Origin of the sequence: Mesorhizobium cantuariense, assembly GCF_042647205.1 — a bacterium.
Classification (GTDB): domain Bacteria; phylum Pseudomonadota; class Alphaproteobacteria; order Rhizobiales; family Rhizobiaceae; genus Mesorhizobium; species Mesorhizobium cantuariense.
The window spans coordinates 1,591,517-1,613,913 of record NZ_JBHRVD010000001.1 but is presented as its reverse complement, the minus strand read 5'-3'; the positions used below and the strand labels follow the sequence as shown (position 1 = coordinate 1,613,913).

General features: G+C 61.2%; 13 protein-coding genes. 7 read left to right on the top strand and 6 right to left on the bottom strand.

Features of this window, described 5'->3' with window-relative positions; translation table 11 throughout:
• Positions 1 to 14: 14 nt before the first annotated feature.
• The 6 genes from tssM (at position 15) to ACFOJ9_RS07440 (ending at position 11,616) form a co-directional block, all read left to right on the top strand.
• Positions 15 to 3,551: a type VI secretion system membrane subunit TssM gene (gene tssM, locus ACFOJ9_RS07465; RefSeq protein WP_378978115.1), complete on the top strand. Its 3,537-nt coding sequence runs from the start codon at positions 15 to 17 to the stop codon at positions 3,549 to 3,551.
• A gap of 157 nt (positions 3,552 to 3,708) precedes the next feature.
• Positions 3,709 to 4,488 carry a PP2C family protein-serine/threonine phosphatase gene (locus ACFOJ9_RS07460; protein ID WP_378978113.1) on the top strand — a complete coding sequence of 260 codons (780 nt, stop codon included), beginning with the start codon at positions 3,709 to 3,711 and terminating at the stop codon, positions 4,486 to 4,488.
• On the top strand, positions 4,488 to 6,905 hold the full coding sequence (locus ACFOJ9_RS07455; protein ID WP_378978111.1) for a serine/threonine-protein kinase: 2,418 nt from the start codon (positions 4,488 to 4,490) through the stop codon (positions 6,903 to 6,905). Before ACFOJ9_RS07460 ends, ACFOJ9_RS07455 begins: the two co-directional genes overlap by 1 nt.
• A gap of 105 nt (positions 6,906 to 7,010) precedes the next feature.
• The gene (locus tag ACFOJ9_RS07450; protein ID WP_023809165.1) at positions 7,011 to 7,421 is read left to right on the top strand and encodes a DUF1036 domain-containing protein; all 411 of its coding nucleotides are present in this window, start codon (positions 7,011 to 7,013) and stop codon (positions 7,419 to 7,421) included.
• On the top strand, positions 7,418 to 9,787 hold the full coding sequence (locus tag ACFOJ9_RS07445) for a M23 family metallopeptidase (RefSeq protein WP_378978109.1): 2,370 nt from the start codon (positions 7,418 to 7,420) through the stop codon (positions 9,785 to 9,787). Before ACFOJ9_RS07450 ends, ACFOJ9_RS07445 begins: the two co-directional genes overlap by 4 nt.
• A 215-nt stretch (positions 9,788 to 10,002) precedes the next feature.
• Entirely contained in the window at positions 10,003 to 11,616 is a 1,614-nt protein-coding gene (locus tag ACFOJ9_RS07440; protein ID WP_378978107.1) for a caspase family protein, read from the top strand.
• Between the two features lie 38 nt (positions 11,617 to 11,654).
• Here the strand turns inward: ACFOJ9_RS07440 and ACFOJ9_RS07435 are convergent, their stop codons facing one another.
• Positions 11,655 to 12,191 (bottom strand): OmpA family protein, encoded by a 537-nt coding sequence (locus tag ACFOJ9_RS07435; protein WP_378978105.1) that lies wholly within the window; start codon positions 12,189 to 12,191, stop codon positions 11,655 to 11,657.
• A gap of 191 nt (positions 12,192 to 12,382) precedes the next feature.
• Here ACFOJ9_RS07435 and ACFOJ9_RS07430 point away from each other — a divergent pair, with 191 nt between their 5' ends.
• Positions 12,383 to 12,988 (top strand): DUF6931 family protein, encoded by a 606-nt coding sequence (locus ACFOJ9_RS07430; protein WP_378978103.1) that lies wholly within the window; start codon positions 12,383 to 12,385, stop codon positions 12,986 to 12,988.
• On the opposite strand, the gene ACFOJ9_RS07425 is transcribed toward ACFOJ9_RS07430, so the two are convergent.
• The 5 genes from ACFOJ9_RS07425 to ACFOJ9_RS07405 all read right to left on the bottom strand — a co-directional run bounded on the left by ACFOJ9_RS07425 (position 12,970) and on the right by ACFOJ9_RS07405 (position 22,279).
• The gene (locus ACFOJ9_RS07425) at positions 12,970 to 14,208 is read right to left on the bottom strand and encodes a caspase family protein (RefSeq protein WP_378978101.1); all 1,239 of its coding nucleotides are present in this window, start codon (positions 14,206 to 14,208) and stop codon (positions 12,970 to 12,972) included. The genes ACFOJ9_RS07430 and ACFOJ9_RS07425 overlap by 19 nt on opposite strands.
• A 7-nt stretch (positions 14,209 to 14,215) precedes the next feature.
• Positions 14,216 to 15,322 carry an OmpA family protein gene (locus ACFOJ9_RS07420; RefSeq protein WP_378978099.1) on the bottom strand — a complete coding sequence of 369 codons (1,107 nt, stop codon included), beginning with the start codon at positions 15,320 to 15,322 and terminating at the stop codon, positions 14,216 to 14,218.
• 586 nt (positions 15,323 to 15,908) lie between these two features.
• Complete coding sequence (locus ACFOJ9_RS07415) at positions 15,909 to 18,458, bottom strand: caspase family protein (RefSeq protein WP_378978097.1); 2,550 nt, start codon at positions 18,456 to 18,458, stop codon at positions 15,909 to 15,911.
• A gap of 1,974 nt (positions 18,459 to 20,432) precedes the next feature.
• Positions 20,433 to 21,182, bottom strand: a complete 750-nt coding sequence (locus tag ACFOJ9_RS07410; RefSeq protein WP_378978095.1) for a Crp/Fnr family transcriptional regulator — start codon at positions 21,180 to 21,182, stop codon at positions 20,433 to 20,435.
• Between the two features lie 509 nt (positions 21,183 to 21,691).
• Positions 21,692 to 22,279, bottom strand: coding sequence for a hypothetical protein (locus tag ACFOJ9_RS07405; protein ID WP_378978093.1), 588 nt, complete (start codon positions 22,277 to 22,279; stop codon positions 21,692 to 21,694).
• Positions 22,280 to 22,397 lie beyond the last annotated feature (118 nt).

Here is a 22,397-nt window from a genome sequence, read left to right as displayed (position 1 = left end):
AATTGGAAGCGCCTATGACGCGTTGGCCGTTGCGAATATTCAGCGCAATCGCGTTGGCCGCGTTCTCGGCAGCCGTCTGGTTTGCCGGACCATTGATCCGCTTTGCAGATACCCGCCCACTGGCGCCAGTCTGGCTGCGTGTCGCGATCATCGGCGTGGTCGTGGCGATTATCGCGTTCTTCTACGGCTATCGTTTCTGGCAAATGCGAAAGGCGCAGAAGGCGCTCGAAACAGCGGTCGTCCACAACGACGAAAAGGATAGCGACTCGCAGGTGCTCGAGACGAACATGACTGAGGCCATCGCTGCGCTCAAACGGTCGAGCGGCAAACGCAATTTCCTCTATGAGATTCCATGGTACATCGTCATCGGTCCGCCCGGCGCAGGCAAAACAACGGCGCTGGTGAATTCGGGGTTGAATTTTCCGCTTGCCGGTTCGGGTGAAGCCCAGCCGGTGGCCGGCGTTGGCGGCACACGCTCCTGCGACTGGTGGTTCACCGACGAGGCCGTGCTGATCGACACCGCCGGACGCTATACGACCCAGGATTCCGATGTGCAGCGCGACAAGAAGAGCTGGCTCGCCTTTTTGTCGCTGCTCAAGCGGTTCCGCAACAGGCAACCGATAAACGGCGTCATCCTGGCCATCAGCCTGGCCGATCTCATCAGCCTCGACGACCAGCAGCTTGACGCGCACGTCGTCGAAATACGCAGCCGTCTGCGTGAAATCCACGAGACGCTGAAAATCCAGTTTCCAGTCTACCTGCTCTTCACCAAGGCTGATCTTGTATCCGGATTCATGGACTATTTCGGCAGCTTCGATGAACAGCGCAGGCGCAAGGTATGGGGCGCGACATTTCAGACGGCGGATCGCAGCAGGAACATGGCCGGTGAGGCTCCGGCCGAATTCGACGCACTGGCAAAACGCCTGGCGGAGGAGATGGCAGACCGCCTTCAGGAAGAGGCTGATCCGGTTGCGCGCATATCCATTTTTGGCTTTCCGGCACAGTTTGGCGCGCTGCGGGGCCGAATTGCCGGCTTCGTCGCCAGCCTGTTCGATCCGACCCGCAGCCAGGTGAACGTCAGCCTGCGTGGACTCTATTTTTCGTCAGGCACGCAGGAAGGAACGCCGATCGACCAGGTGTTGGGCGCGATCGGTCGCAGTTTCGGGAGCAATTCCCGCGCCCACCTTTCCGGCACCGGCAAGAGCTTCTTTTTGCACGATCTTCTGACTGACGTCATTTTCGCGGAGTCCGGATGGGTTTCATACGACAAATCGGCTGAGCGGCGTGCAGCGATCGCCAGATTTGGGAGCCTTGGCGCCATCGCGTTGATCGCTGCGGCCGCCCTCGGCACCCTGGCGCTGAGCTTCACAGCCAACAGATCACTGATCGCATCCACGATGCAGGCCGCGAGCCAGTATCGCGAGACGGCGGACGCGCTGCTCAAAAGCACGGAGGTCACCGACGTCGACCTCGAAAACGTCATTGGCCCACTCGACCAGTTGCGCAATCTGCCGGCTGGCTTCGAGACCAGTCACATGCCGACACCAATCGAGGAGACATTCGGCCTCAGCCAGCGGGAAAGACTTCTTTCGGCATCCAAAACGGCTTACCGGCAAGCGCTGGAGCGGACATTCCGCTCACGGCTGCTGATTCAGGCCGAGCGGACGATCCAGGCCAAGATGGCCGACCCCGCCGCGCTCTACGAACCGTTGAAGATTTATCTGATGCTTGGCGGCAAGGCGCCGAAGGTCGATGACGCGTTGATTGTCTCCTGGATGAGGCAGGATTGGGAGCAGAACCGGTACCCGGGCGAGAACAACCGTGAGGGACGGGTACAGCTCGAAAAACACCTGCGCGCCATGCTTGCATTGGACGACGCCTACGATCCGGTTTTTGAACTCAATCAGCCGCTTGTCGAATCCGCTCAGCGCTCGCTTGGACGCATGAGCCTCGCCGATCGCGCCTCCGCGTTGATCAAGTCTGCGGTATACGCGGCGGCGCTGGACGATTTTTCTGTTTCCGCAAAAGGCGGCCCGGAGGCGCAACTCCTGTTCGAGCGCGCCGATGGCAGCGATCTGTCGGGACTTCGCGTTCCCGGCCTCTACACCCATGCCGGCTTCAACGGCTTTTATCTCGGACAACTCTCCGGCATTGCGCAGATGCTGGTCGACGACCGGTGGGTTCTCGGCGGGGGCGGCGAGCAAGGCGGCGTCGATCAGGAACTGCTCAAGCTCGGCCCCGAACTGCTCGACCGCTATGGCAAGGAGTTCGCCGCGGCCTGGAACGGCATTCTCGATCAGTTGCGGTTCAAGGCGATGCTCAAGGACAAGCCGCAATATGTTGCGCTTTCGGCCGCCGCTTCCGCAAATTCGCCGGTCGATCAGCTGTTCACGGCGATTGCCGATGAAACCGCTCTGACCCGGGAAGGCTCAGGCACGGGGAGCGCGACTCAAAGCCAGCAAGACACAGCAAATATCGCCAGAGGCCTAGCCCGGATCGGTATTCAGTTCGCCGCCGGCAAATCCCAGAGCCGGGCCGGCACGGGGGCCGCGACTGTGCAAAGCCAGAACCCCGGGGCGAACATCGAAGCGCAGTTCAGATCATTCCAGGCCCTGGTGAGCGGTCCCGCCGGACACCGCCCGATCGATGCCTTGACCCAGAATTTCCGCGATATCTACCAGAGCCTGCAACTGGCGGCCGACGTCCCTTCGCAGACGGAACGCGTCAACATGAATCTGCAGCTTCAGGTAGCCACGCTTCGCGCAAATATCTCGCGTCTGCCCAAGCAACTCGCCCGAATGGCCAACGCGGCCGCCGATGAGTTTGAAGGCAACGTCGCCGAGACCTCGGTAGCGAATTTGAACCAGACGCTCGACCAAACGGTGGCGCGCGCCTGCGAGGAGGCAGTCAGCGGCCGCTATCCTTTCGCCGGAGACAGCACCGAGGACATCACGATGGCGGATTTCGCCAAACTGTTCGCCCCAGGCGGACTTATGGACCGGTTCTTCGCCCAAAATCTCGCGTCACTGATCGACATGACCGGCCAGGACTGGAGCTGGAAACAGGACGCCCGCTTCGGGCGCGACCTCTCGAAATCGACCTTGAGGAACTTCCAGCTGGCTGCGGAAATCCGCAATGCCTTTTTTCCCTCCGGTGGGTCAGTCCCGTCGGTCAGCGTCACCTTTACGCCCTTTTCCCTGCATGGCGATGCCGATAGCGCTACGCTCGACGTCGATGGCCAGATCGTCCAAAGCAACCAGGCGGGTAACGCGCCGAACACAGTGACCTGGCCAAACGGCACGGCTTCCGCATCCGCCAGCCTGAGCCTCGCGCCAGAGATGCCGGGCCGCGAGTCCGCCATCAAGTTCGACGGTCCGTGGGCGCTGAAGCGGCTTCTGGACAAAGCGGCCATCTCCGGCAACGACGGCAACATGGAAGCGCGCTTTGTCATCGGCGGACGCGATGTCGCCTATACGATCCAGACCGGTTCGGCCCCGAACCCGTTCTTTCTTCCGGCACTTTCCGGCTTCAGCTGTCCGAAGGCGTTTTGAGATGGCCTTCGAGCTTTTCCGTTGGTGAGGCTATCTGCAGGCCCCAGGAGCCGAGGCCCTGATTTCGATACTCTAATGTTCAAGCCTGTGGCAAAGTGGCTCGAGCGGGCGCCGGTAGTGCGCCGCAGAGGGCGCTTGAGACGCGCTTGGTGGCAAATTGAACGATGTCGCCCTTCCCTATGAAAGCTTCGGCGTAAGCCACAAAGGCTGTATCCGCGAGCTCAATGAGGACAGCTATCTGGTCGAGCCACAAACTGGCCTCTGGGTGGTGGCCGATGGAATGGGTGGACATGATGCCGGAGAGGTCGCGTCAGCCAGCATCGTCGATCACTTGTCGACGATCGGCATTGCAAGCTCTGCGCCGGATCTTCGCGCGCGCTTCGAGGACCGGCTGAGCCGGGCCAACGCCGAGATCCGCAGCATCTCCGAATCTCGCGGCACAACCATCGGCTCCACCGTCGCTGCGCTGCTGGCTATGGATGGGCGGTTTGCCTGCCTGTGGGCAGGCGACAGCCGCGTCTACCTGATCCGCAACGCCTCGATCTCGCAGATATCGAAAGACCACACAGAAGTTCAGGAACTTCTCGACCGGGGCATGATCAGCGCCGCCGAAGCGCTTGCCTGGCCGCGCCGCAATGTCATCACGCATGCCGTCGGCGTCAGTGACGAGATCGTCATCGATTTCCAGCAAGGCGAAATCATGCCGGGAGACATTTTTGTTTTGAGCACCGATGGGCTGACGGCGCATGTCACCGACGCCGAGATCGAAGCAGCGGCGGTGTCGGCGACACCTCAGGCAGCGTGCGAAAACCTGCTGGAAATGGTTCTGGCACGCGGCGGGACGGACAATGTCACTATTGTGCTCGTCAAGATCGGTGATGGTCGTAATGGACAATCGTTCCGCCCGGATCTGCCCGGAACGGAGAGTTTAGGCTGATGGGCGCCGACGACAAGACGCGAATATCGCACGACGTGGCCAACACCACCGTAGGAACGCAGCTTAGCGGCATCTACGAACTTGACGAGCGGATCGCATTCGGCGGCATGGGCGAGGTCTATCGCGGCCACAACATCCAAACCGGCGACCACGTCGCGATCAAGATCGTCCTGCCCGAGTTCGCCCGTGACCAGACGATCTTGTCGCTGTTCCGCAAGGAGGCGTCGATCCTCAATCATCTGTCGCATGACGCGGTCGTGCGATATCACGTCTTCACGATCGATCCCGGGATCGGCCGCCCCTATCTTGCCATGGAGTTTGTCGACGGCGAGTCGCTCTACGATGTGATGCGGCGTGGCGCGATGCCGCCGGAAGAGGTGCGCAAACTCTGCCATCGCCTGGCATCCGGCTTGAGCGCCGTGCACCAGGCCGGAGCTATACACCGCGACCTCTCCCCGGACAACATCATCTTGCCGGGGGGACGGGTGGATCGCGCAAAGATCATCGATTTCGGCATCGCGCGCTCGGCGACTGTGGGTGGGGAGACGCTGATCGGCGGAAAGTTCGCGGGCAAATACAACTACGTCTCTCCCGAACAGCTTGGGTTGTACAGCGGCGACGTCAGCGAGCAGTCTGACATCTACAGTCTGGGATTGGTGCTGGCCGCTGCCCTGCGCGGGAAACCGATCGACATGGGCGGATCCCAGTTCGAGATCGTGGAAAAGCGCCGAACCGTGCCTGATCTCTCCGATATCGATGCCGATTTTCGTGGCATTGTTGAAGCGATGCTGCAACCGGACCCGCGAGACCGGCCGATAAGCATGGCGGAAATCGCCAGGATGACGCGCGACGAAGACGAAGGAACAACGCCGCCGACATCCATCACACCCCGCGACCGGCCGGGTTTGCCTCGAGCCGGGCAAACCCTTTCTCCTGATCCCAAGGCCCAGCCCCACCCATCCAATATTGCGGGGCACGACGCGCCGATAGCAACGGGTTCGGGTGAGCAGCGCTTCGTCCCGCATGTCCGGCCCGCGCTTTTGTCCGAACCGCGGCCTTCACCGGCCGCCGGTCCGCCACGCGCGGTCGCGCATAGTGCCTCCGGAAAATCCGCAAAGACCCGATCCATCGTCATCGCTGCCTTGGCGACGTTGGCTCTCGCCTCAGGTGCCGGCCTTTATCTGGGCGGCTTCATGACGCCTGCCACGCCGACTGCCGGCAAGACATCGCTTTCCGCGCCATCAAAGCCGGCCCTGACCGACGAAGTTGTGAACGCCCCTGAGCCGGCAAAGGCAGTTCCACCCGCCCAGCCGCAAAGAGAGGCCGGCGCGTCGGCTGAAAATCAGGCAGATGAGGCGGCTCAAAAGCCGCAGCCTGCCGAGCCCGCCGAAGTCCCCTCGCAAACGGTGGAAACCCCGAAGCCGTCGGCAACGCAAGCGCAGCCGTCCAAAAAGACGTCGCCAGCAATCCAGCCGGATACGATGGCCAGCGACGGTCAAATGTCGGCTCCGGCGCCCGACACGACCGCTCCAGCCCCGCCAGCCGAGAAGATCTCAACGCCGCCGCCAGCCCAGCCAGAGGTTGTGGAGAGCCCGAAGCCCGAGCCGCAGATCAGCCAGCCGGCAGCGCCCAAGGCGACCGTACCGGCGTCCAAACCTACTGCAAGCCAGACGGATGTCGCGAACGCCGAGAGCCAAAAGGCGGTGTCATCGGCAGCCAAACAGCCGGACCAACCTGTCGTCGCCTTGAACGTGCCCAAACCAGCGATCCCCCCGGTCGTCGACGACATCGCGCAACGAGTCTCCTGGATTCGGGACTTCGGCGGCGGCGACTGCTTCTATGCGACCATGACGTCGTCAACCGACAAGGCCGCCGCGATCGAAGGATTTGGAACGGCGGTCCAGCCATTCGAACGAATGCTTGGCGATTTCCAGGCAAAATTCCATGTCGAACCCGACATCAGCGTCCGCGTCATTGAATCAAGCCAATGCGAAGTCACCAATTTTCTGCGCTTTCTGGGGCAGACCGCGGCCGACAAGCCGCAGCTTGTTCTCGACCGGACATCGGTGCCGAACGGTACGCCGATCAGCGGCACGCTGGTGACACGTGGCGGGCTCATTTCCAGCGTGCTGCTGATCGATCATAAAGGCATGGTGTTCAATCTCGACGACCGCATCGTCGCACAATCGGACAAGGCTACCTTCAGCATCCCGATTGGCCTCGGCGCCGCCGACAAGGCGGCCGGAAAGGCTGTGCCGCAGATCATAATGGTGATCACGGGACCCCAGGATATTGAGGCGGCCGCATTCTCCGCGCCGACGCCAGCCTCGGCGCTGCTACCCAAAATTCTCGAGGAAATCGAGACCAACGGATCTCAGTTCTCAGCCACTGCCAAGTATTTCCGGCTCGGCGGATAGCATGGGCGCCCGATGGAACGCTGCTCGTGTTTGCCCCACTCGTCTGCCGACCTGCCCATAAAGCAGTGTGAACCGGTTCGAGCCCTGCTTGCCTTGGCGGGCCACATGAAGCTTGCGGTCATCGCGGGCGCCGCGCTGCTGGCTGTGCTGTCATCCGGCGAAGCGCGAGCTGAATTCACGGTCTGCAATCAGACACTCGACGTCGTCAATCTCGCAGTCGGCCAGAAGGTCGACAATGCCGACCAGACAGACGGCTGGTGGACCATCGGCGCCAATCAGTGCGTGAATGTCATTCGCGAGGAACTGACCAACCGCTACATCTACATCTACGCAACGGACGTCTTCGGCCACGCGATCCTGACGGGATCGACCGAAATGTGCATCGAGCGAAGGCGTTTCTCGACCCGCGGCATCGACGAATGCTGGCAGCGCGGCCATATCGCGGCGCAATTTCTCGAAGTCGATACGCTCGAACAGGCGCGGTGGACGTTCTTCCTGACCGGAAACAGCCCGTGACGCACATTATCGACACGAGCTTCAGGCAGAAGAAGCAGGCGCGCCTTGCGCTTCGCAGACGCAAGCTTTGGCGCCGGCTGCTTGCCGGTCTTGCCGCGATTGTCATTCTGTCGATCGCCGTGGGCTTCTACCTCACCGCCGATTATTGGTCGTTCGGCGACGAAGACGAAGAGCTTCACGCGGTCGAAGGGGTGGACGACGTGCCTGCCGATGCATCGGTCTATGTGCCTGCCATTATCGACCTTGCCGGGGACCCGATGTGGATCACCCTTGCCCCTGACGCCGACGCCACGTCGAGGGGCCGTTCGATCGCGAAGCCGGCGGATCTCGATCAGGCCGGGATTTCTCCGCAGATCGAAATCCTGTCGGATGTGATGCTCAGCGCCAGCGAAAAATTCATGACGACGATACCGTCGACGCAGGAGGACTTCGCATTCTTCCAGGCGCAACGGCAGACCGCCCAGCCGCCGTCCAACGATCTGCAGGACGATCTTCAGCCGCCGGCGGGGGATCTGCAGAACGATCTTCAGCCCTCGCCTGCCCCCAACGAGGCTCCGGCAGTTTCGGGACAGCAGATGGGTACCGACGATCCCGAAGCCGGCTGGGGTGAAACAATCGATGCAGGCGAGGCAGCTCTGCCCGCATTCCAGAAGACACAGATCGAAAACAACACGAGTGTCGCAACCGTCACGAATGAGTATCAGCGGTTCGAGGCGACCGAAGACACCTTCGTCAAGATCCTCAACGACCGCAGTTTGGACAGTGTTGCGCTCGATGCGCATTTCTCCGCCGAGGACGCCAAGCTGGCAGGCGAAGCGCTGAAGGCGCTTTTCAACCGGGAAAGCCTGGAGCCGGGTTATGTCGTCGCCATGCGTGGTTTCAGGCCGACGCGCGAGACGACAACAATGTCGCTCATGCAGGTTTCGATCTACGCCAAGAACGTCTTTGTCGGCACGCTGACGCGCAGCGCCGCGGGCTCATTCGTATCGGGTGTCGATCCCTGGGTGCGCGAGGATCTGTTCAACTATTCGGGCGCGCCGGAGGGAGGCACGCACAAGCGGCAGTATCGCCTGCTCGATGCGATCTATTCGACGGCCGCGCGCAACAAGGTTCCGACCGGCGTGATCGGCGAAGCGATCATGTACCTATCGAGAGGACGGGACCTGGACGCCTTCGCCAGCGAGGACCAGCGCCTTGTCCTGATCTATTCACAAACGCCGCGCGGCAAGGACGAGACCGACGGACGCGTGCTGTATGTCGGCGTGCAGGGTGCTGAAAAGAGCTTCGAATGCTTCGTCTTCCAGCAGAGCGACGGTCAGTTTGCATGCGTTACCGGCGATGATCAGGTTCGCTCGCTGACGGTCACCAACGGCATGGTCACGCCGGTCAACGGGGTCATGACGTCCACCTTCGGTCCACGCAAGCACCCAATTCTGGGCGTGGTTCGCATCCACAAGGGCGTCGATTGGGCGGCTCCGGTGGGTACGCCGATCGCTGCCGCTTTCGACGGCGAGATCACCTTCCAGGGCGACGGCGGCGGTTACGGCAACCTGGTGAAGATTGCCCATGCCAACGGACGCGAGACGCGCTACGCGCATATGCAGAAATTCGCCATCGCAAGCGGTGTCGGCACAAAGGTGAAGGCGGGCGACATCATTGGCTATATCGGCACCACCGGTCTGTCGACCGGGCCGCATCTGCATTTCGAACTCTATCAGAATGGCGGTGCGATCGATCCGCTGGGCACGGTGACCGCCGCGGTCGCAACCAACGATCCTGCTGTCGAGACGCTGACCGACCGTATCGTTCATGTCGAAAGTGGCGGCAGCGCCCGCGCCAAGAACCCGCTTTCTTCAGCAACCGGCGCCGGCCAATTCATATCGAAGACCTGGATCAGGATGATGAACACCTACCGTCCCGAACTGGCGCGCACACTTTCAAATGCGGATCTGCTTGCTCTGCGCTACGACTACACGATCTCGCGCGAGATGGTGCGCAATCTGGCGCGAGAGGGTGAAGCCTATCTTCGGGCGCGCGGCCACCAGATCACAGCTGGCCGGCTCTATCTCTGCCATTTCCTGGGCATGGAAGGCGCGCATCAGGTGTTGTCGGCGTCGGGTTCGGCGCAATTGAGCGCCGTGCTCGGGTCGGCCGTCATTCAAGCCAACCCGTTCCTCACTGGCAAGACCGCCAGCTATGTCGTGGACTGGGCCGAAAGGAAAATGGGCCGAAAGCTGAGCCCCGCGGCGACTGGCGCAGGCCAACCGGTATCGACCACGACGGAAGTGCGCCAGACGTCGCCAGAGTTCGAAGAATACAAGCAAGCCATCACGGCCGTCATAAGCTCGCTTCAGAATACCCTTTGAACCTGCCCTCGCGGTTCATGAGTTCGCCGTCGGACCATTGGTGTTCCGGCTGCAAAGTGTTACTATAGACAACTTTTTTCGGGTCCTTTGTGAACCAAGACCGTGGTCAAGATCACATACGCCCAAGAGCCATTTGGCATAAGCGACATTGTCGCTGACGAAATTGAGCATGCGCAGACATCAACAGTGCGCCCTGCTGGGCGGAGGGCTGGTCCATGAAAGCGTTCATCGTATTTCTGAGCGGATTTCTCCTTTTTATCCTTGCCGCGTTCAGCGCTGAGGCAGCCGGGCCCGACGCCAAGCGCGTCGCACTGGTCATCGGCAACAGCAAGTATGTTCATGCTGTCGCCTTGCCCAACCCCGCCAACGACGCGCACCTCATCGCCTCCACGCTGCGCAATGCCGGCTTCGAGGTGATCGAGGGGATGGATCAGGACAATGCCGGCATGCACAGCCTCATCAGCCAGTTCACAGAGCAGTCTTACGATGCCGACCTCGCCGTCATCTTTTATGCCGGGCACGGCATGCAGGTCGACGGCAAGAATTTCCTGATACCGGTCGACGCCGAGTTGACGTCGCCGGCCTATCTCAAGACCCGCACCATTCAGGTCGACGACTTCTTGGCGGCGCTGCCGCCCGATCCGGCGGTCGGCGTCATCATACTCGATGCCTGCCGCGACAATCCGCTCGCCAGGACGCTGGCCGCCTCGCTGCCGAAGTCGCGCTCGTTGGGGTCCGGTCTGGCACCGATCGAAGCAAGATCGGACGGCGTAGGCACGGGCGGCATCCTGATCGCCTATGCAACCGATCCGGGCGCCATCGCTTTCGACGGCAACGGCGTCAACAGCCCTTACTCCACGGCGCTCGCCAGGCACCTGACCGAACCCGGCATTGAGATCCAGAGCGCGCTGACGCGCGTGCGCGGCGAAGTGACCGAGACGACGCAAGGTCGCCAGAGGCCTTGGCACAACGCGTCGCTGGGGCGCGAGGTCTTCATTGGAAAACCCGTTGTCGTGGCGGCGCCTGAAGCAAAGCCTGCCAATGCCGGGGCGGCAACCGCTCCCACGCTGGTGGTTGGTGACCCGCCTTCCTGGGAAGTCGAGCAGCGGCTCTGGGATGAAGCCTCCAAGCGCAACTCGGTGCCGTTCTACGAGGCCTATCTCGAGCAGTTCCCAAACGGCCGCTTCGCGACGGTGGCGCGGCTGAACATCGACGAATTGAACGACCCGGAAGCCCAGAACCGGCAGGTCGCGGCACTCGATACGGACCAAGCGAACGCCAGTTCCGGCTCCGCAGTGCGCACCTCGGTTGGCGTCCCCGACGAGGTGAAGCAAACACCGGGCACCGAGTTGACGGAAAATGCCATTGGCCTCGACCGCCAGGGTCGCATCGACCTGCAATTGCGCATCGAAGCGTTAGGCAACGAGCTTGGCCGCGTCGATGGAAACATAGGCCCACAGACCCGCCAGGCGATCGGCATCTGGCAAGTGGAGAACGGCCTGCCGCAGACCACCTATCTGACACGCGAGCAACTTGCATTCCTCGTGATCCAGACTGATCCGATGATGGAAACCGTGCGCGCCAGATATGCTGCCGATCAGGCCCGTGCGACGCAGCCGAAAAAACAGGTGGTAAAGAAGGTCCGCACGCAGAGACCGGTGGCACAGAAACCCCGCAAACAACAGCAGGTCGTTCAGAAGCGGCGCAACCGGGACACCGTGGTGCGGCAGGATGATGATCTTCCGCCGCCCCGGGATAACAACGACTTCCTCACCAAGGCGCTGATCTTCGGCACCGGTGTGGCTGTGGGCGGCGTGCTCAAGAACTGACCGCCGGCGTTCCTCGAACAGTGGCACGCGGCAGCGTGCTATTGCGTCTTTATCCGCATTTCCACGCGGCGGTTAACCGGATCGTACGGATTCGGGCTGCGCGAATTCTTTTCACCCATGCCGATCGCGTTGATGCGGGCAGCCTCAACGCCGCTGGCTGTCAGGAAGGCTGCCACCGATTGCGCTCGTCGTTGCGACAGGCCCTCGTTGTAGTGGACCGTGCCGGTGGCATCGGTGTAGCCTTCGACAACGAAGTTGAATGTGCTCAGCCGCCTGTCCTTCAGGGCCTTGGCGAACTCGTCGAGTTCACTGCGCGCTGTCGCGTCGAGTTCGGCCGAATCCAACCCGAAATTGATCAGCATATCGAGGCTGGATTTTTCGGCCGGCGTGTCTTTTGCCTTGGTCTTGCTCTTGCACTCTTCCTCGGTTCCTACACAAATTCCTCGCGACTTGCCGAGGTCGGCGGCGCCAGCAAAAAACTTCACGATGTCTTCTGATTTCTGAACAGGGTCGGCGGAAGCGTGAGTCGAGAAAAACACGACTGCCAACACAAAGGCTGAACTGCCCCACTGCATAGCGGTTACTCCTGTTTGAGCATCCGATTTCGATGGTGGTGATCATACCAAATTCCGGGGCAATTGTCTGTCGATAAACGCCAGGGGATGCGGCGATGCCGGCAGTTGTTGCAGCGTCACCGGTTGAGACTTGACCCGCGCCGCGCCTGGGGCTTGAGTGGTTAGAGCTTCTCGATGAAAGCGTGGCGGTCATGGCCAATGAGCTCCGATTCAAAACGGCACAGGATCTCTTCATGGCTTGTCCCGCTATTGCCCGGGACATGAGAACCCTTCCGACCGAACAGCAGTCGATCGAGTTTTGCCGCGACCTGCTCGCCGGGCGCGTTCCCGAAGAGGCGATCACGTTCTGTGCCTACCTGCTTCCCGATCGGGCTGCGGTCTGGTGGGCGCATGAATGCCTGAGCCATCTGAGCGAGTTGCTCGATGGGACTGATCACGAGTTGCTCGCCAATGTTCGCGACTGGGTTGGTGAACCGGACAGCCCCCACCACCGCGCGGCAGTGAGCCAGACAGAGGCAACGCCGCCAACAACGCCGGGCGCCTGGATTGCCCGGGCGGCGGGATGGCGTGACAATGGTTCTTTTATTGTCGGATCTGTTGTCGGCACAGAAGCACCATCGGCCTTGCAGCCGTTTCCTGCCGCCCATGCAGTCAATGCGGGTGTTCTGGCCGGGCTGGCGCGTGTCGCACTGGCGGACCGCTTTGCCGTTCTTTCCGCGTTTGTCGAAATGGGCATCCAGATGGCCGAGATCGAGGCGCTGCGCCAATCGGCGGATGCCTACTTGCAGCCACCTTGAGCCCATTTGGCAAGCGCCACCTTGAAGCGCGTTCCAAGTGGATGTTGCAGGCGCAAAACAGAAGCATCGTTGGTGGCGAAATTTTTCGCCTGTTCGCACAGCCGTGCCTCGTCCCATTCATGGCAGCCGTCGCAGTGTTTGTCCTCCCATACCGACTTGTCCAATCCCTCCACCGGGCTGAACAGGGGTTTGCCCTTGATCAGCTGGGCGATGCTCTTGCCGTCGATTGCCGGATCGCCGAAATCGATCGGATGGTCGAAAAAGATCGGGGCGTCCGACGCCAGCCTGGGGATCTTCTGACGCAGCACATCGAGCGCAAGCTGGTCGTCGCTTTGGCCTGATGCGCTTGCAGCGCCGGTGTTGCGCGCGTCGGATCCGCCTTCGGTCTGAGGCGCGCTCGCCTCGCCCACGATCAATGGCGCATTGAGATCGACCTTGTGCAGAACGACCTCCGTGGTCAGCGACACGTTGATCCAGGGACGCTGCTTGCCGGCGGTTGCCTTCAAGACGTCGCTGGTGACCCCGTTCATGGCCTCGGTGATAGAGACGTTGGGTGCGCCGATATGCTTGAGGAGCGCCGAGGTGAAAGGCGTATGTTCGCCCGACCCGTCATAGGCGAGTTGATTGGGACTGGCGGCGAAAGCGACGAGCGTGCCGGCGCCACCTTTCTCTATCGGGATTTCGGCAAGACCGCTGCTTGCGCCTTTGCCGCCGGCGGTCTTGGCCAGCATCTCCGCGAGGTCGCGGCAAGCGTCGAGAAACACCAGCCTGATGCTGGTCTCTCGCGACATCTGGCGCAAAACGAAATCAACTGACACGGCCTCGAAGTCGAGGGAGGTTTCGTCCTCAAGCGCCGCGTCGACTGGAAGTAGGTAGTTCTTGCCCGAAACCTGCAAGCCGTGGCCGGCGTAGAAGAACAGGGCGATGTCGGCACCGCGCCCCTGCTTTGCGAACTGGGCGATCGTTGCCTGTGTCTGCAGCTTGGTCAGGTCGAAGCCGGAAAAGACCTCGAAGTCGAGTTTCTTCAAGCGTTCGGCCATGGCCTGGGCGTCGCGCACCGGATTGGCGAGCGGCGCCGCGTGCTGGTACTGGGAATTGCCCAGGACCAGCGCGACGCGGCGCTCGGCACTGGCGGCCGTTACAGTCAAAAGCAAGGCAAGCGCGGCAAGCCCGGCGGCACGAAAGAGGCCACCGCAACAGGCGATCAGATCGGACCTCACCGGACCCTCAGTTCACGAGCTTGGTGGCGGAAAACTCGATCCGCCGATTGAGCGCCTTGTTCTTCGGCGTATCGTTGGCGGCAACCGGCCGATCTTCGCCATAGCCGGCGGCTCTGATCTGATTGCGCGGAATGCCCTCGGCAATCAGGGCGTCGGCAACCGCCTGGGCCCGCCGCTCCGAGAGCAGCTTGTTCGCGTCCGGCGACCCGTCGGAATCGGTATAGCCGGAGACCTCGACCTTCAAGCTCGGGCATTTGCCGACGACACCTTCGACCTCCGTCAGCAACGGGCGGCTTTTCGCATCGAGCCGCGTACTGGCGGGACGGAAGTAGATGGCGCCGGTGCGCGAGAGCACGGTAAACCTGTTCAGGCATTCCTCATCGCTGAAATTCGCCTTCGCGGCATCGGTGGCAACGGGGCCGACGTCGGCCGTGCTTGCCGCGACCGTCTGGGCGGCGGCGGGCTTGCTGCCGTCGGCGGTGAAGACGAAATCGAAGGACACCGACGCAGTCGGAACGATGTTGGTCACATTGGCCGCCTGCTGAAGCTTGTCGACATTTGGCAGCAGTCCGAAATCCTCGACATGGACAGCGACCGGAGTCTCCGAAGCGACGGAGACCATGTTGTCACTGATCATGGTGACGACGATGCTGGCCTCGAGGTCCTTGTCGACGCCGTGCAGATTGAGACGGAAAGGCAGCGTTGACTTCACCCTGCGCTTTGTCGCGAGATCGGCGAATGCGGCGGGATCCACCTTGGCCGTCAGCTCGGCCGTCGGGTACTTGAATGTCTCGAAGAACAGGAAGCGCATGCGGACGTTGCGCAAGTCGACGCCGGTATCGACCGAATTGAGGTCGAATGTGACCTTGGCATCACCCGCCGAACTAAGCGTGCCGGTGATGTTCCTGATCTTGTTGGTCTCGACGATCGTGTTCTTCTTGACCGACTGGTAGGTGATGACTGAGGCGGACGGATCGAGCGTCCAGTTCGGCGCGGCGTTGGCGGCTTGCGATCCGAGAAGCAGCAAGCCGGAAAGCGCGACGATCAGGCAAAGACTTCGTGTCGCGGGGCCTTTCAGCCTTGTCATCCACCAGAATGCGACGACTTCGAACATGGAACGCCCCTGCCCAGGACCACCGTATCGACACGACACCTGGCGGGAGCATAGAGCAGTTGCACCCGCTTGGCGAGCAGGTGCGCCGGTCGTCGCGAAAGCGTGAAAATGTCGCTCGCGCTCGAGTTGCGGGATGGCGCACAAAGGCAGGTATAGGGACGCGAAGGCTGCATCCTGGGTAGCAGCGCTTGTTGGCGGATCGGGGTGATTTGGCGTCTGGATTTACTGATTGCGGCGGAAACGCCTCCCCCTTTTACACGTACTGGTCAACCTCCTCCCCAGCCGCCGCCACCGCCGCTGCTTCCGCCTCCACCCGCAGTGGGAAAGACAGGCGGCTTTACAGGGGCTTCTTCAACCGGCTGGACCTCCTCAACCGGTTGGACCACTTTCTTGGCGATCTTCTTCTTGACGACCTTTCGCGGCGGCGCCGTGCGAACGACCTTCGGCTGGGGCTTCGCCACAAGCGGCGTCGGTTCAAGCTGGGGCACCAAGGACGTGCAGCCCATGAGCCCCGCCAGGACGCCGGACAGAATTGTTCCGATGATTGCTTGCTTCGATATCCTGCCCACCTTTGCCTCCCAATTGATCAGAACAAGTCCCGACGCGGATTGGCTTCTTCCCAGACTCGCCTGGCCACGCTGACCAGTTGTGCGTCCAGCGAACCGGACGCGGGAAGCTTCGACTTGAGTTCCTGGCGCAGCGCTTTCAACGCCGCCGTTTTCGGCTTCGCCCCGAATTGTGCCAGTATCTTCTGGGCGTCCGGCAGTTCCTTGCGAAAATCGAGCGCGACCGCGAATGCAAGGAAACGCACGGCGACGGCCTGGTCGGCCTTGTCGGCCTTTTGCATTTCGAGGGCCGCGCGGTCATAGGCACTCGACTGGTCGCCCCGCGCGGTCGCCAGTTCGAACAGCCTTTGCGCTTCGGCGACGTTCTGCTCCACCCCGACGCCGTCCCGGTACATGCGCGCAAGGCTGCCCGGAGCGTAGGGCTGGCCGAGGTCCATGGCCTTCTGGAAGAGCCCCAGCGCCGTCTTCGGATCCTTCTCAACGCCCTGACCGTTGAGATAATTGCGCCCGAGCAGGTTCATCGAATACATGTCCTGCCGCTGCACGCCGGCCTCGAGGAAAGCAAAGGCCCGGGTCGCATCGGCGGGCACGCCGTTGCGGCCCTCGGTGAAGATCGCGGCGAGATCGTTCATGGCATAGGTGTGCCCCATCGCCGCCGCCTTGAGCAGCAGGTCCAGGCCCTTGGCGGTATCGGGCTTGACGCCCCTGCCGTTGAACAAGATACGGCCCCAGGACGTCATGCCGTAGGGATCGCCCTTGTCGGCCGCCGCCTTGTAGAGGGCGTTGGCCTGCGTGCGGTCAATCGCCATTCCGGTTCCGGTCGCATACAGGTAGCCGAGTTCGAAGACGGCGCGGACATGCCCTTTCTTGGCGGCCTGCTCGATGGCCGCCTTGGCTTCCTCGACCTTGCCGGCTGCAAGCAGCGCGCGCCCCAGTTCGTAGCGGAAGCGTGGGACATCGGGATAAGCCTTCACAGCGGCTTCGCAAACCTCCACGGCGCTGGCGCCAATTTCGTTCGGCAGCAGGCCGGGAACGACGCCCTGCAGGTCCAGAGGCTCGCCGGCGGCGGAGTCGCACGGATCGACGGTTGGCGACAGTTTCATCGTGGCGGGCTTGGACGAACTGCTGTCCGCACGGATTTCGAAGCCGACCTCGACCGGCGCGGCTATGCCGATCTGAGGTTCGTAGCGCAGCCGGTCGACCTCACTGGCCATCAGGCTCGATTCCGGCGACAGGGTTCGATCCGGCAACGAGAGGGTTCCCGTCGCCGGATATCCCGAGACCTTCAGGCTGACCACGGGATCGTCAGTCGGGAAATCCAGGTTCAGCGCAACCGGGCCCACGCCCACGAGAACATCGATGTCGCGGTTTTCGATCGCCTCGGCGGCACCGATGATATGAATGCCGCGCTCCAGCACCTGTTGCTTCTGTTCGGCCTCGAGCGAGGCCATGATCTGTTCGCCATGGGCGCCTTCGCCGCTTTTGACGCGGAACACCAGGATGCCCTGGGTTTGGCCACCCCAATTGTCATGCGTGGCGTAGGCCAGCATATCCACCTCGTCCTGCACGGCGACCCCCTTGGGCACATCCATCTGCAAACGCGGCAGGTCCTTGCCCTGGATCGGTTCGCCCACCTCGACAGGTTTGCCGTCCAGCATCAGGCGGCCGAGCGCCGGTGGTCTCTCGATGCTCACGGTGATCGTTCCGCCGTCGACATCGACCGGTTCCGGCAGGCCGAGATCGACCGGGCCGACCCCCGACAACACGACCTTTTCAAGCACCGGCGGCAGCGAGGGGCGGTTGCTGCGGCGCATCAGCACGACTTCGTCGATCAGCGACGAATTCTCCCAGGGGACCTGCAGGCCGTTCGTTGCCTCCACCACATCCCGGCGCACCGCCGCCATGACCGTGCGGATCTCCTGGTTCGGGGCCAGCGCACGACGGGAAAACGCCGCCGAAAACGGGCTGAGATCGCCGTTGCCGTCATAGGCCGCCGCCCCGGGCTCGGTGGCGAAGGCAATCAGGGTGTTCAGCGAGCTTCTGACCTGCGCGAGGCCGGCGTTGCCGGCGGTGATAAGCTGATCTCTCAGCCAGTAATTCTTGCGCGGGAACGGATTGTTGCGGCAGGCATCGAGGACGATCACCTGGATCTTCGATTTCGAACGCATCTGTTCCAGCACGTCGTTGAGCTTGATGGCCTGGACCTCGATGTCCGCCGCCTGCTTCAACGAAGCATCGACCGGGATCAGGAAATTTTCGCCGCCGATCTGGAAACCGTGACCGGAATAGTAGACGACGGCCAGATCGGCGCCGTCGACGGCGGCAAGATAGTTGCGGAACTGCTCTTCGAACTGCAGCTTGGTGAGATTGCTTGCAACGAAAACCTCGAACCCAGCCAGTCGAAACGTCTTGGAGACGTCCTCGGCATCCTTGACCGGGTTCTTCAGCGCCGGGAATTGCCGGTAGTCGGAATTGCCGATCACCAGGGCGACCCTTCGATCGGCCGACGCATCGAAGGTCGTAAAGGCCGCCAGGAGGAAGACTGCGATGAATCCGCAAAGCCGGAGCATGGCAAATCCCTTAACCGCTGCTACCTGGCGACCACAAGAACGCAGCTTGCGGCATCAGGGGCTGTTAATCAGCTCACAATCTGCCGAGACAGGAATAGAACAAAGCACCGTCGCGACAGCAGGCATCTTTCCCATCCGGGTCTAAATTACCTCAGAGCCGAACCATCCGCAATGAGTGTCAAGACTGCACCGGCGTGCCCGTCCGGATCTGACCCGTCCGCCAAGCTTCAATCCGGCAGACGCCGGTCTCGCCATGAAAATGACCAGTCGTAGGACGAGCGGCAGTTCCGTGCCGAACTGCCGGCTCGGTTCAGCGGAGGCGCACCGGCGGACCGGTTCGTGCGATCTTGATAGTCGCCATGCGTCCCGGTTCCTAGCCGTGCATCGCTGTCTGACCATAGCGCCAGACGCCCACCACAAAGCGCGCCGCGTACTGGGCAGCAACATGCGCCTTCACGCTGGATGCGCAAGTCGGCTTAGGAGCCATGCGCACCCCCCTGTACGGCTTACTGCCCGCGCGCAACCAGCCAAACAGATGCTAGCCGGGTGAGTGGGCCGACGATCACGCCAGCCCAGGTGGTGGCGTGCTGTCGGCGGTCTTTGCATTCTTGGCGGATCATATTTTGGACATCGGAGTAACCAAGTGGGGTCAATATCCAGCTGTTAAGCTGGGACGATCTTCTCCACATTGGGCTGTTGTCGTCCTCACAGCTAATCGGAATATTGAGACGATCCGCCTTCCGGAGCAGTCGCCGCGTTTTTATCTCCGCAATCTGTTCATAGTATAGGAACGTTTCCCAATAATGTCGGTACTCAGCCTTTTCCCGCTCCGCGGGCGTGCAAGCATTTGCCAGGTCGACGTCATAGGCGTGGTCGAGCGTCCTGATGGTTCGCCGGTACGCGTCAATTTCCAACAACTCTTTGATTTGTAGGGGTATCATACGGCTCCCCAGCCTGCGCGCCCAAAAGAGAACGCTACAAGCTCATATGGCGTTCAGTCCATTCCACTACTTGGATGAGCTCACAACGCAAAAGAACTAGGCGGCGAGCAGCACCAGGCGATCTGGTTCCGAAAAGCTCCGGCTCGCAAAAAGCCGCCACGAACCGGCGCTGGCAAAGGCAAAGGGGTCTGGGCAGCAAGGCTGGTAGGACAGTATTCCGACCGTGCGTTCGGACCAATTGCGTTTGAAAGTCCGGCTTCTGGTCCGGACTTCCAGGTGCCCGCTGTAAAAGGCAGCAGTTGCCGCCGCTGATCGGGAAGTGTGGATTGGTCGGTCGCCCGCGCCTGCCGATCGGCGCGGACCATGTCACCGGATTGGACATGACAAAAATTGTTCTCGAAAAGAAAGCTCGCCAAGGCGGATGGCGGCCGAACTATCCCGATATCAGCACTCCCCTATACCGGGAACAACCGATAGGCTTAATTGCGCGGTTGCTAATGTGCCTGTAAATTGACAAATGCGGGTGCGTAACCCCAAGCCCGCCGTAGTGGCCGGTGCGGTCCTCACGTCCCCCGGAGGGTTACCCACCCGCACCGGCCATTTCTCTTACGCTCTGGGTAGCGCTTACGGCTCGGTGCGTTACCGACCGGACAAAGCGCGAGAGGGTGGCGTTGACCACGCAGGGGACCGATCTGATGACTGACGCGCAACGAAGCCCACCTGATGGGGCTAACGGCATCGGCAGCGGCTTGCTAACATGGCAACCTGGCTGTCTTCGATAGCATCCACCCGGCAATGGGATGCATTATGTGCTCGAACCTAGCTGCCGACCTCGGGGCGAAGGTTGATGTGCTGGGGAACCTTGTCTCCGACTCGCATCAGCGAACCGCCATCGCAGCCTTTACGCCGCTGGAGACGTCGTCAACGAGATCCGGTCAGATCGCCGTCGCATTCGGTCACGCGGCAGTTGCTGCGACCGACATCCACAATTACCTGAGCAAGACCGACTGCGAGCACCGGTTGCGCGGCGGCATCAACTCGAAATGTAAGACCGATCAAATCCGGCTGTTTTGATAAGTCCAGCATGATCATGCAACTCGACCACACCATTGCGGAATGAAGCCAATCCGCTTTCTCGCAAATCCTTCAACACGCGACTTACATGCACAGCTGAAAGCCCCAACGCGTCGGCCAGCTCGGCCTGCGTCAGCGGGCATTCAAAGCGGTCCGGATAGGTCGTTGCTGATCGATGTGCGCGGCAGGCCAGTTCAAGAAGAAAATGAGCCGTGCGTTCCACAGGATCCCTTCTACTGACTCCTGCCAGATGTTCCGCAACCCTGGAGTACCGCCTTGCCTCAGCCAGCAGGATAGCCTCGCAAATGGACTGCGGATAGCGCGATAAACAAGTACGGACAGGACCGATCAACTCGATCGCGGTCACATCGGAGAGAGCCGTTACCGTCTCGCCCCCTTCTCCGCTGAACTCGATCGAGGCAATTTCACGAGGAAGTGCAAAATCGACGATGAGTCGCGAGCCATTCGGCAACGTCTTGGCGAATGCGGCCCACCCCGCAGTCACTACCAGGATAAGGGATCTAGCCTGATGCTCGCGTGCAATCGTCGTGTTCGCTGGATAGAGGCGGCGCACAGCTCCCGGCAGTACAGAGAATTCCTTTTCCCAACTCGCGTCAGCAAGCGTAGGTTCCCTCGCCAATCCAAGAGCCTGTTTTGATAAGCTCATTTCGTCCTGATAACCCCACCCCGTGATCGCCCCTTCGATCAACCTGAAGCTGCAAACCATCAACTAGACAAAAAGTTCCCTCTATCCTTTCAGCCGAATGGCATCGCAGTGTACCACGGTTGGGTATAGCCTTACCACTTTGGGTGGATCCGGACGTTCATCAGGCAGGTCGGCTTGAAGACCGCCTTGCCTCTTGAACAATCGTCACCATGCAGCGCCGGCATTAGGCGCAATGACGTCGTGGCGCGCTGGTACGAAATCGACATGCTGGAGGATCGCGGCACTTTCGTCGCGCTCACAGCGACTGTGTGAACCATTGGCAAGGATTTTTCCGAGGGAAACTGGGATGAAGGTCGAACCAAGCGCCGGTCATCTCGGTCGAAGCCGGCTCCTATAATCCACCTACCGGATCGGCTTCGGCAAGTTGCCGTGGGCCTGCCCGCAGCCAACGCCCGCGGTCGAACTTGTCCTTTGGGCTGCGCCCGGCGGGACCGTCACCGCTACTTTTGCGGGTCGCTTCAGCTGGTTAAAACCTCGCCAGACAGAACTGCTCAACTTGAAAGCAGCCTTGTTCGACGCTCTTCTGAAAGCACGTCGGGTCCTGCTGGTCGCGTTGATGCCGGAAGCGCGGATCCCACTGGCGGATCGGGCGGTTGCAACTCTTGCCAAGGCGGACCAGGGATCACCTGCGTCTCACATTCGAGACTCTCCGTTGCGCCTGCCGAAACGATTTGCTCCATTGTTCTGGCTGCCGGTTTTCGGCGCGGGTGAAGCAGCGAGGGACGCCGGGCGTTGTAAGTCTGCCGTCTTTCTTCGGCAACTTCCAGGTCATCGAGTGCCGATATGACCGATGCAAGGCGATCCTCGATTTGGCTAAGACGCTTCCGGGTGGAAAGCAGTGCAACTGAAACCAGCAAACTGTAGGCAAGTACCACAACGACTGCTCCTACGGGGGTTTCGATGCCGAACACAATCAAAGTGCCAGCCCCAATAAAAACGGCAGGGGCCCCATAGCCCAGCAACCTGTCTTTCTTCAGAAGAAGGATCAGCGGCCAGGTTGCGGACAGCATCAGAATGGCTGCCGGTCTGTTGACCACCCAATCTAAAAGCCCCGGAACAATGTCGCTGTAAGTATCCATTTCAACCTCAGACTAGACGAGGCCGGCCGCTTTCTTGTCGTCTGGGAGCGCAGGCTCTCCTGCGCGCGCCTGATCGATGATAGCGTTTAGGCCTCCCGGATAGATGCCCCGGCGAATG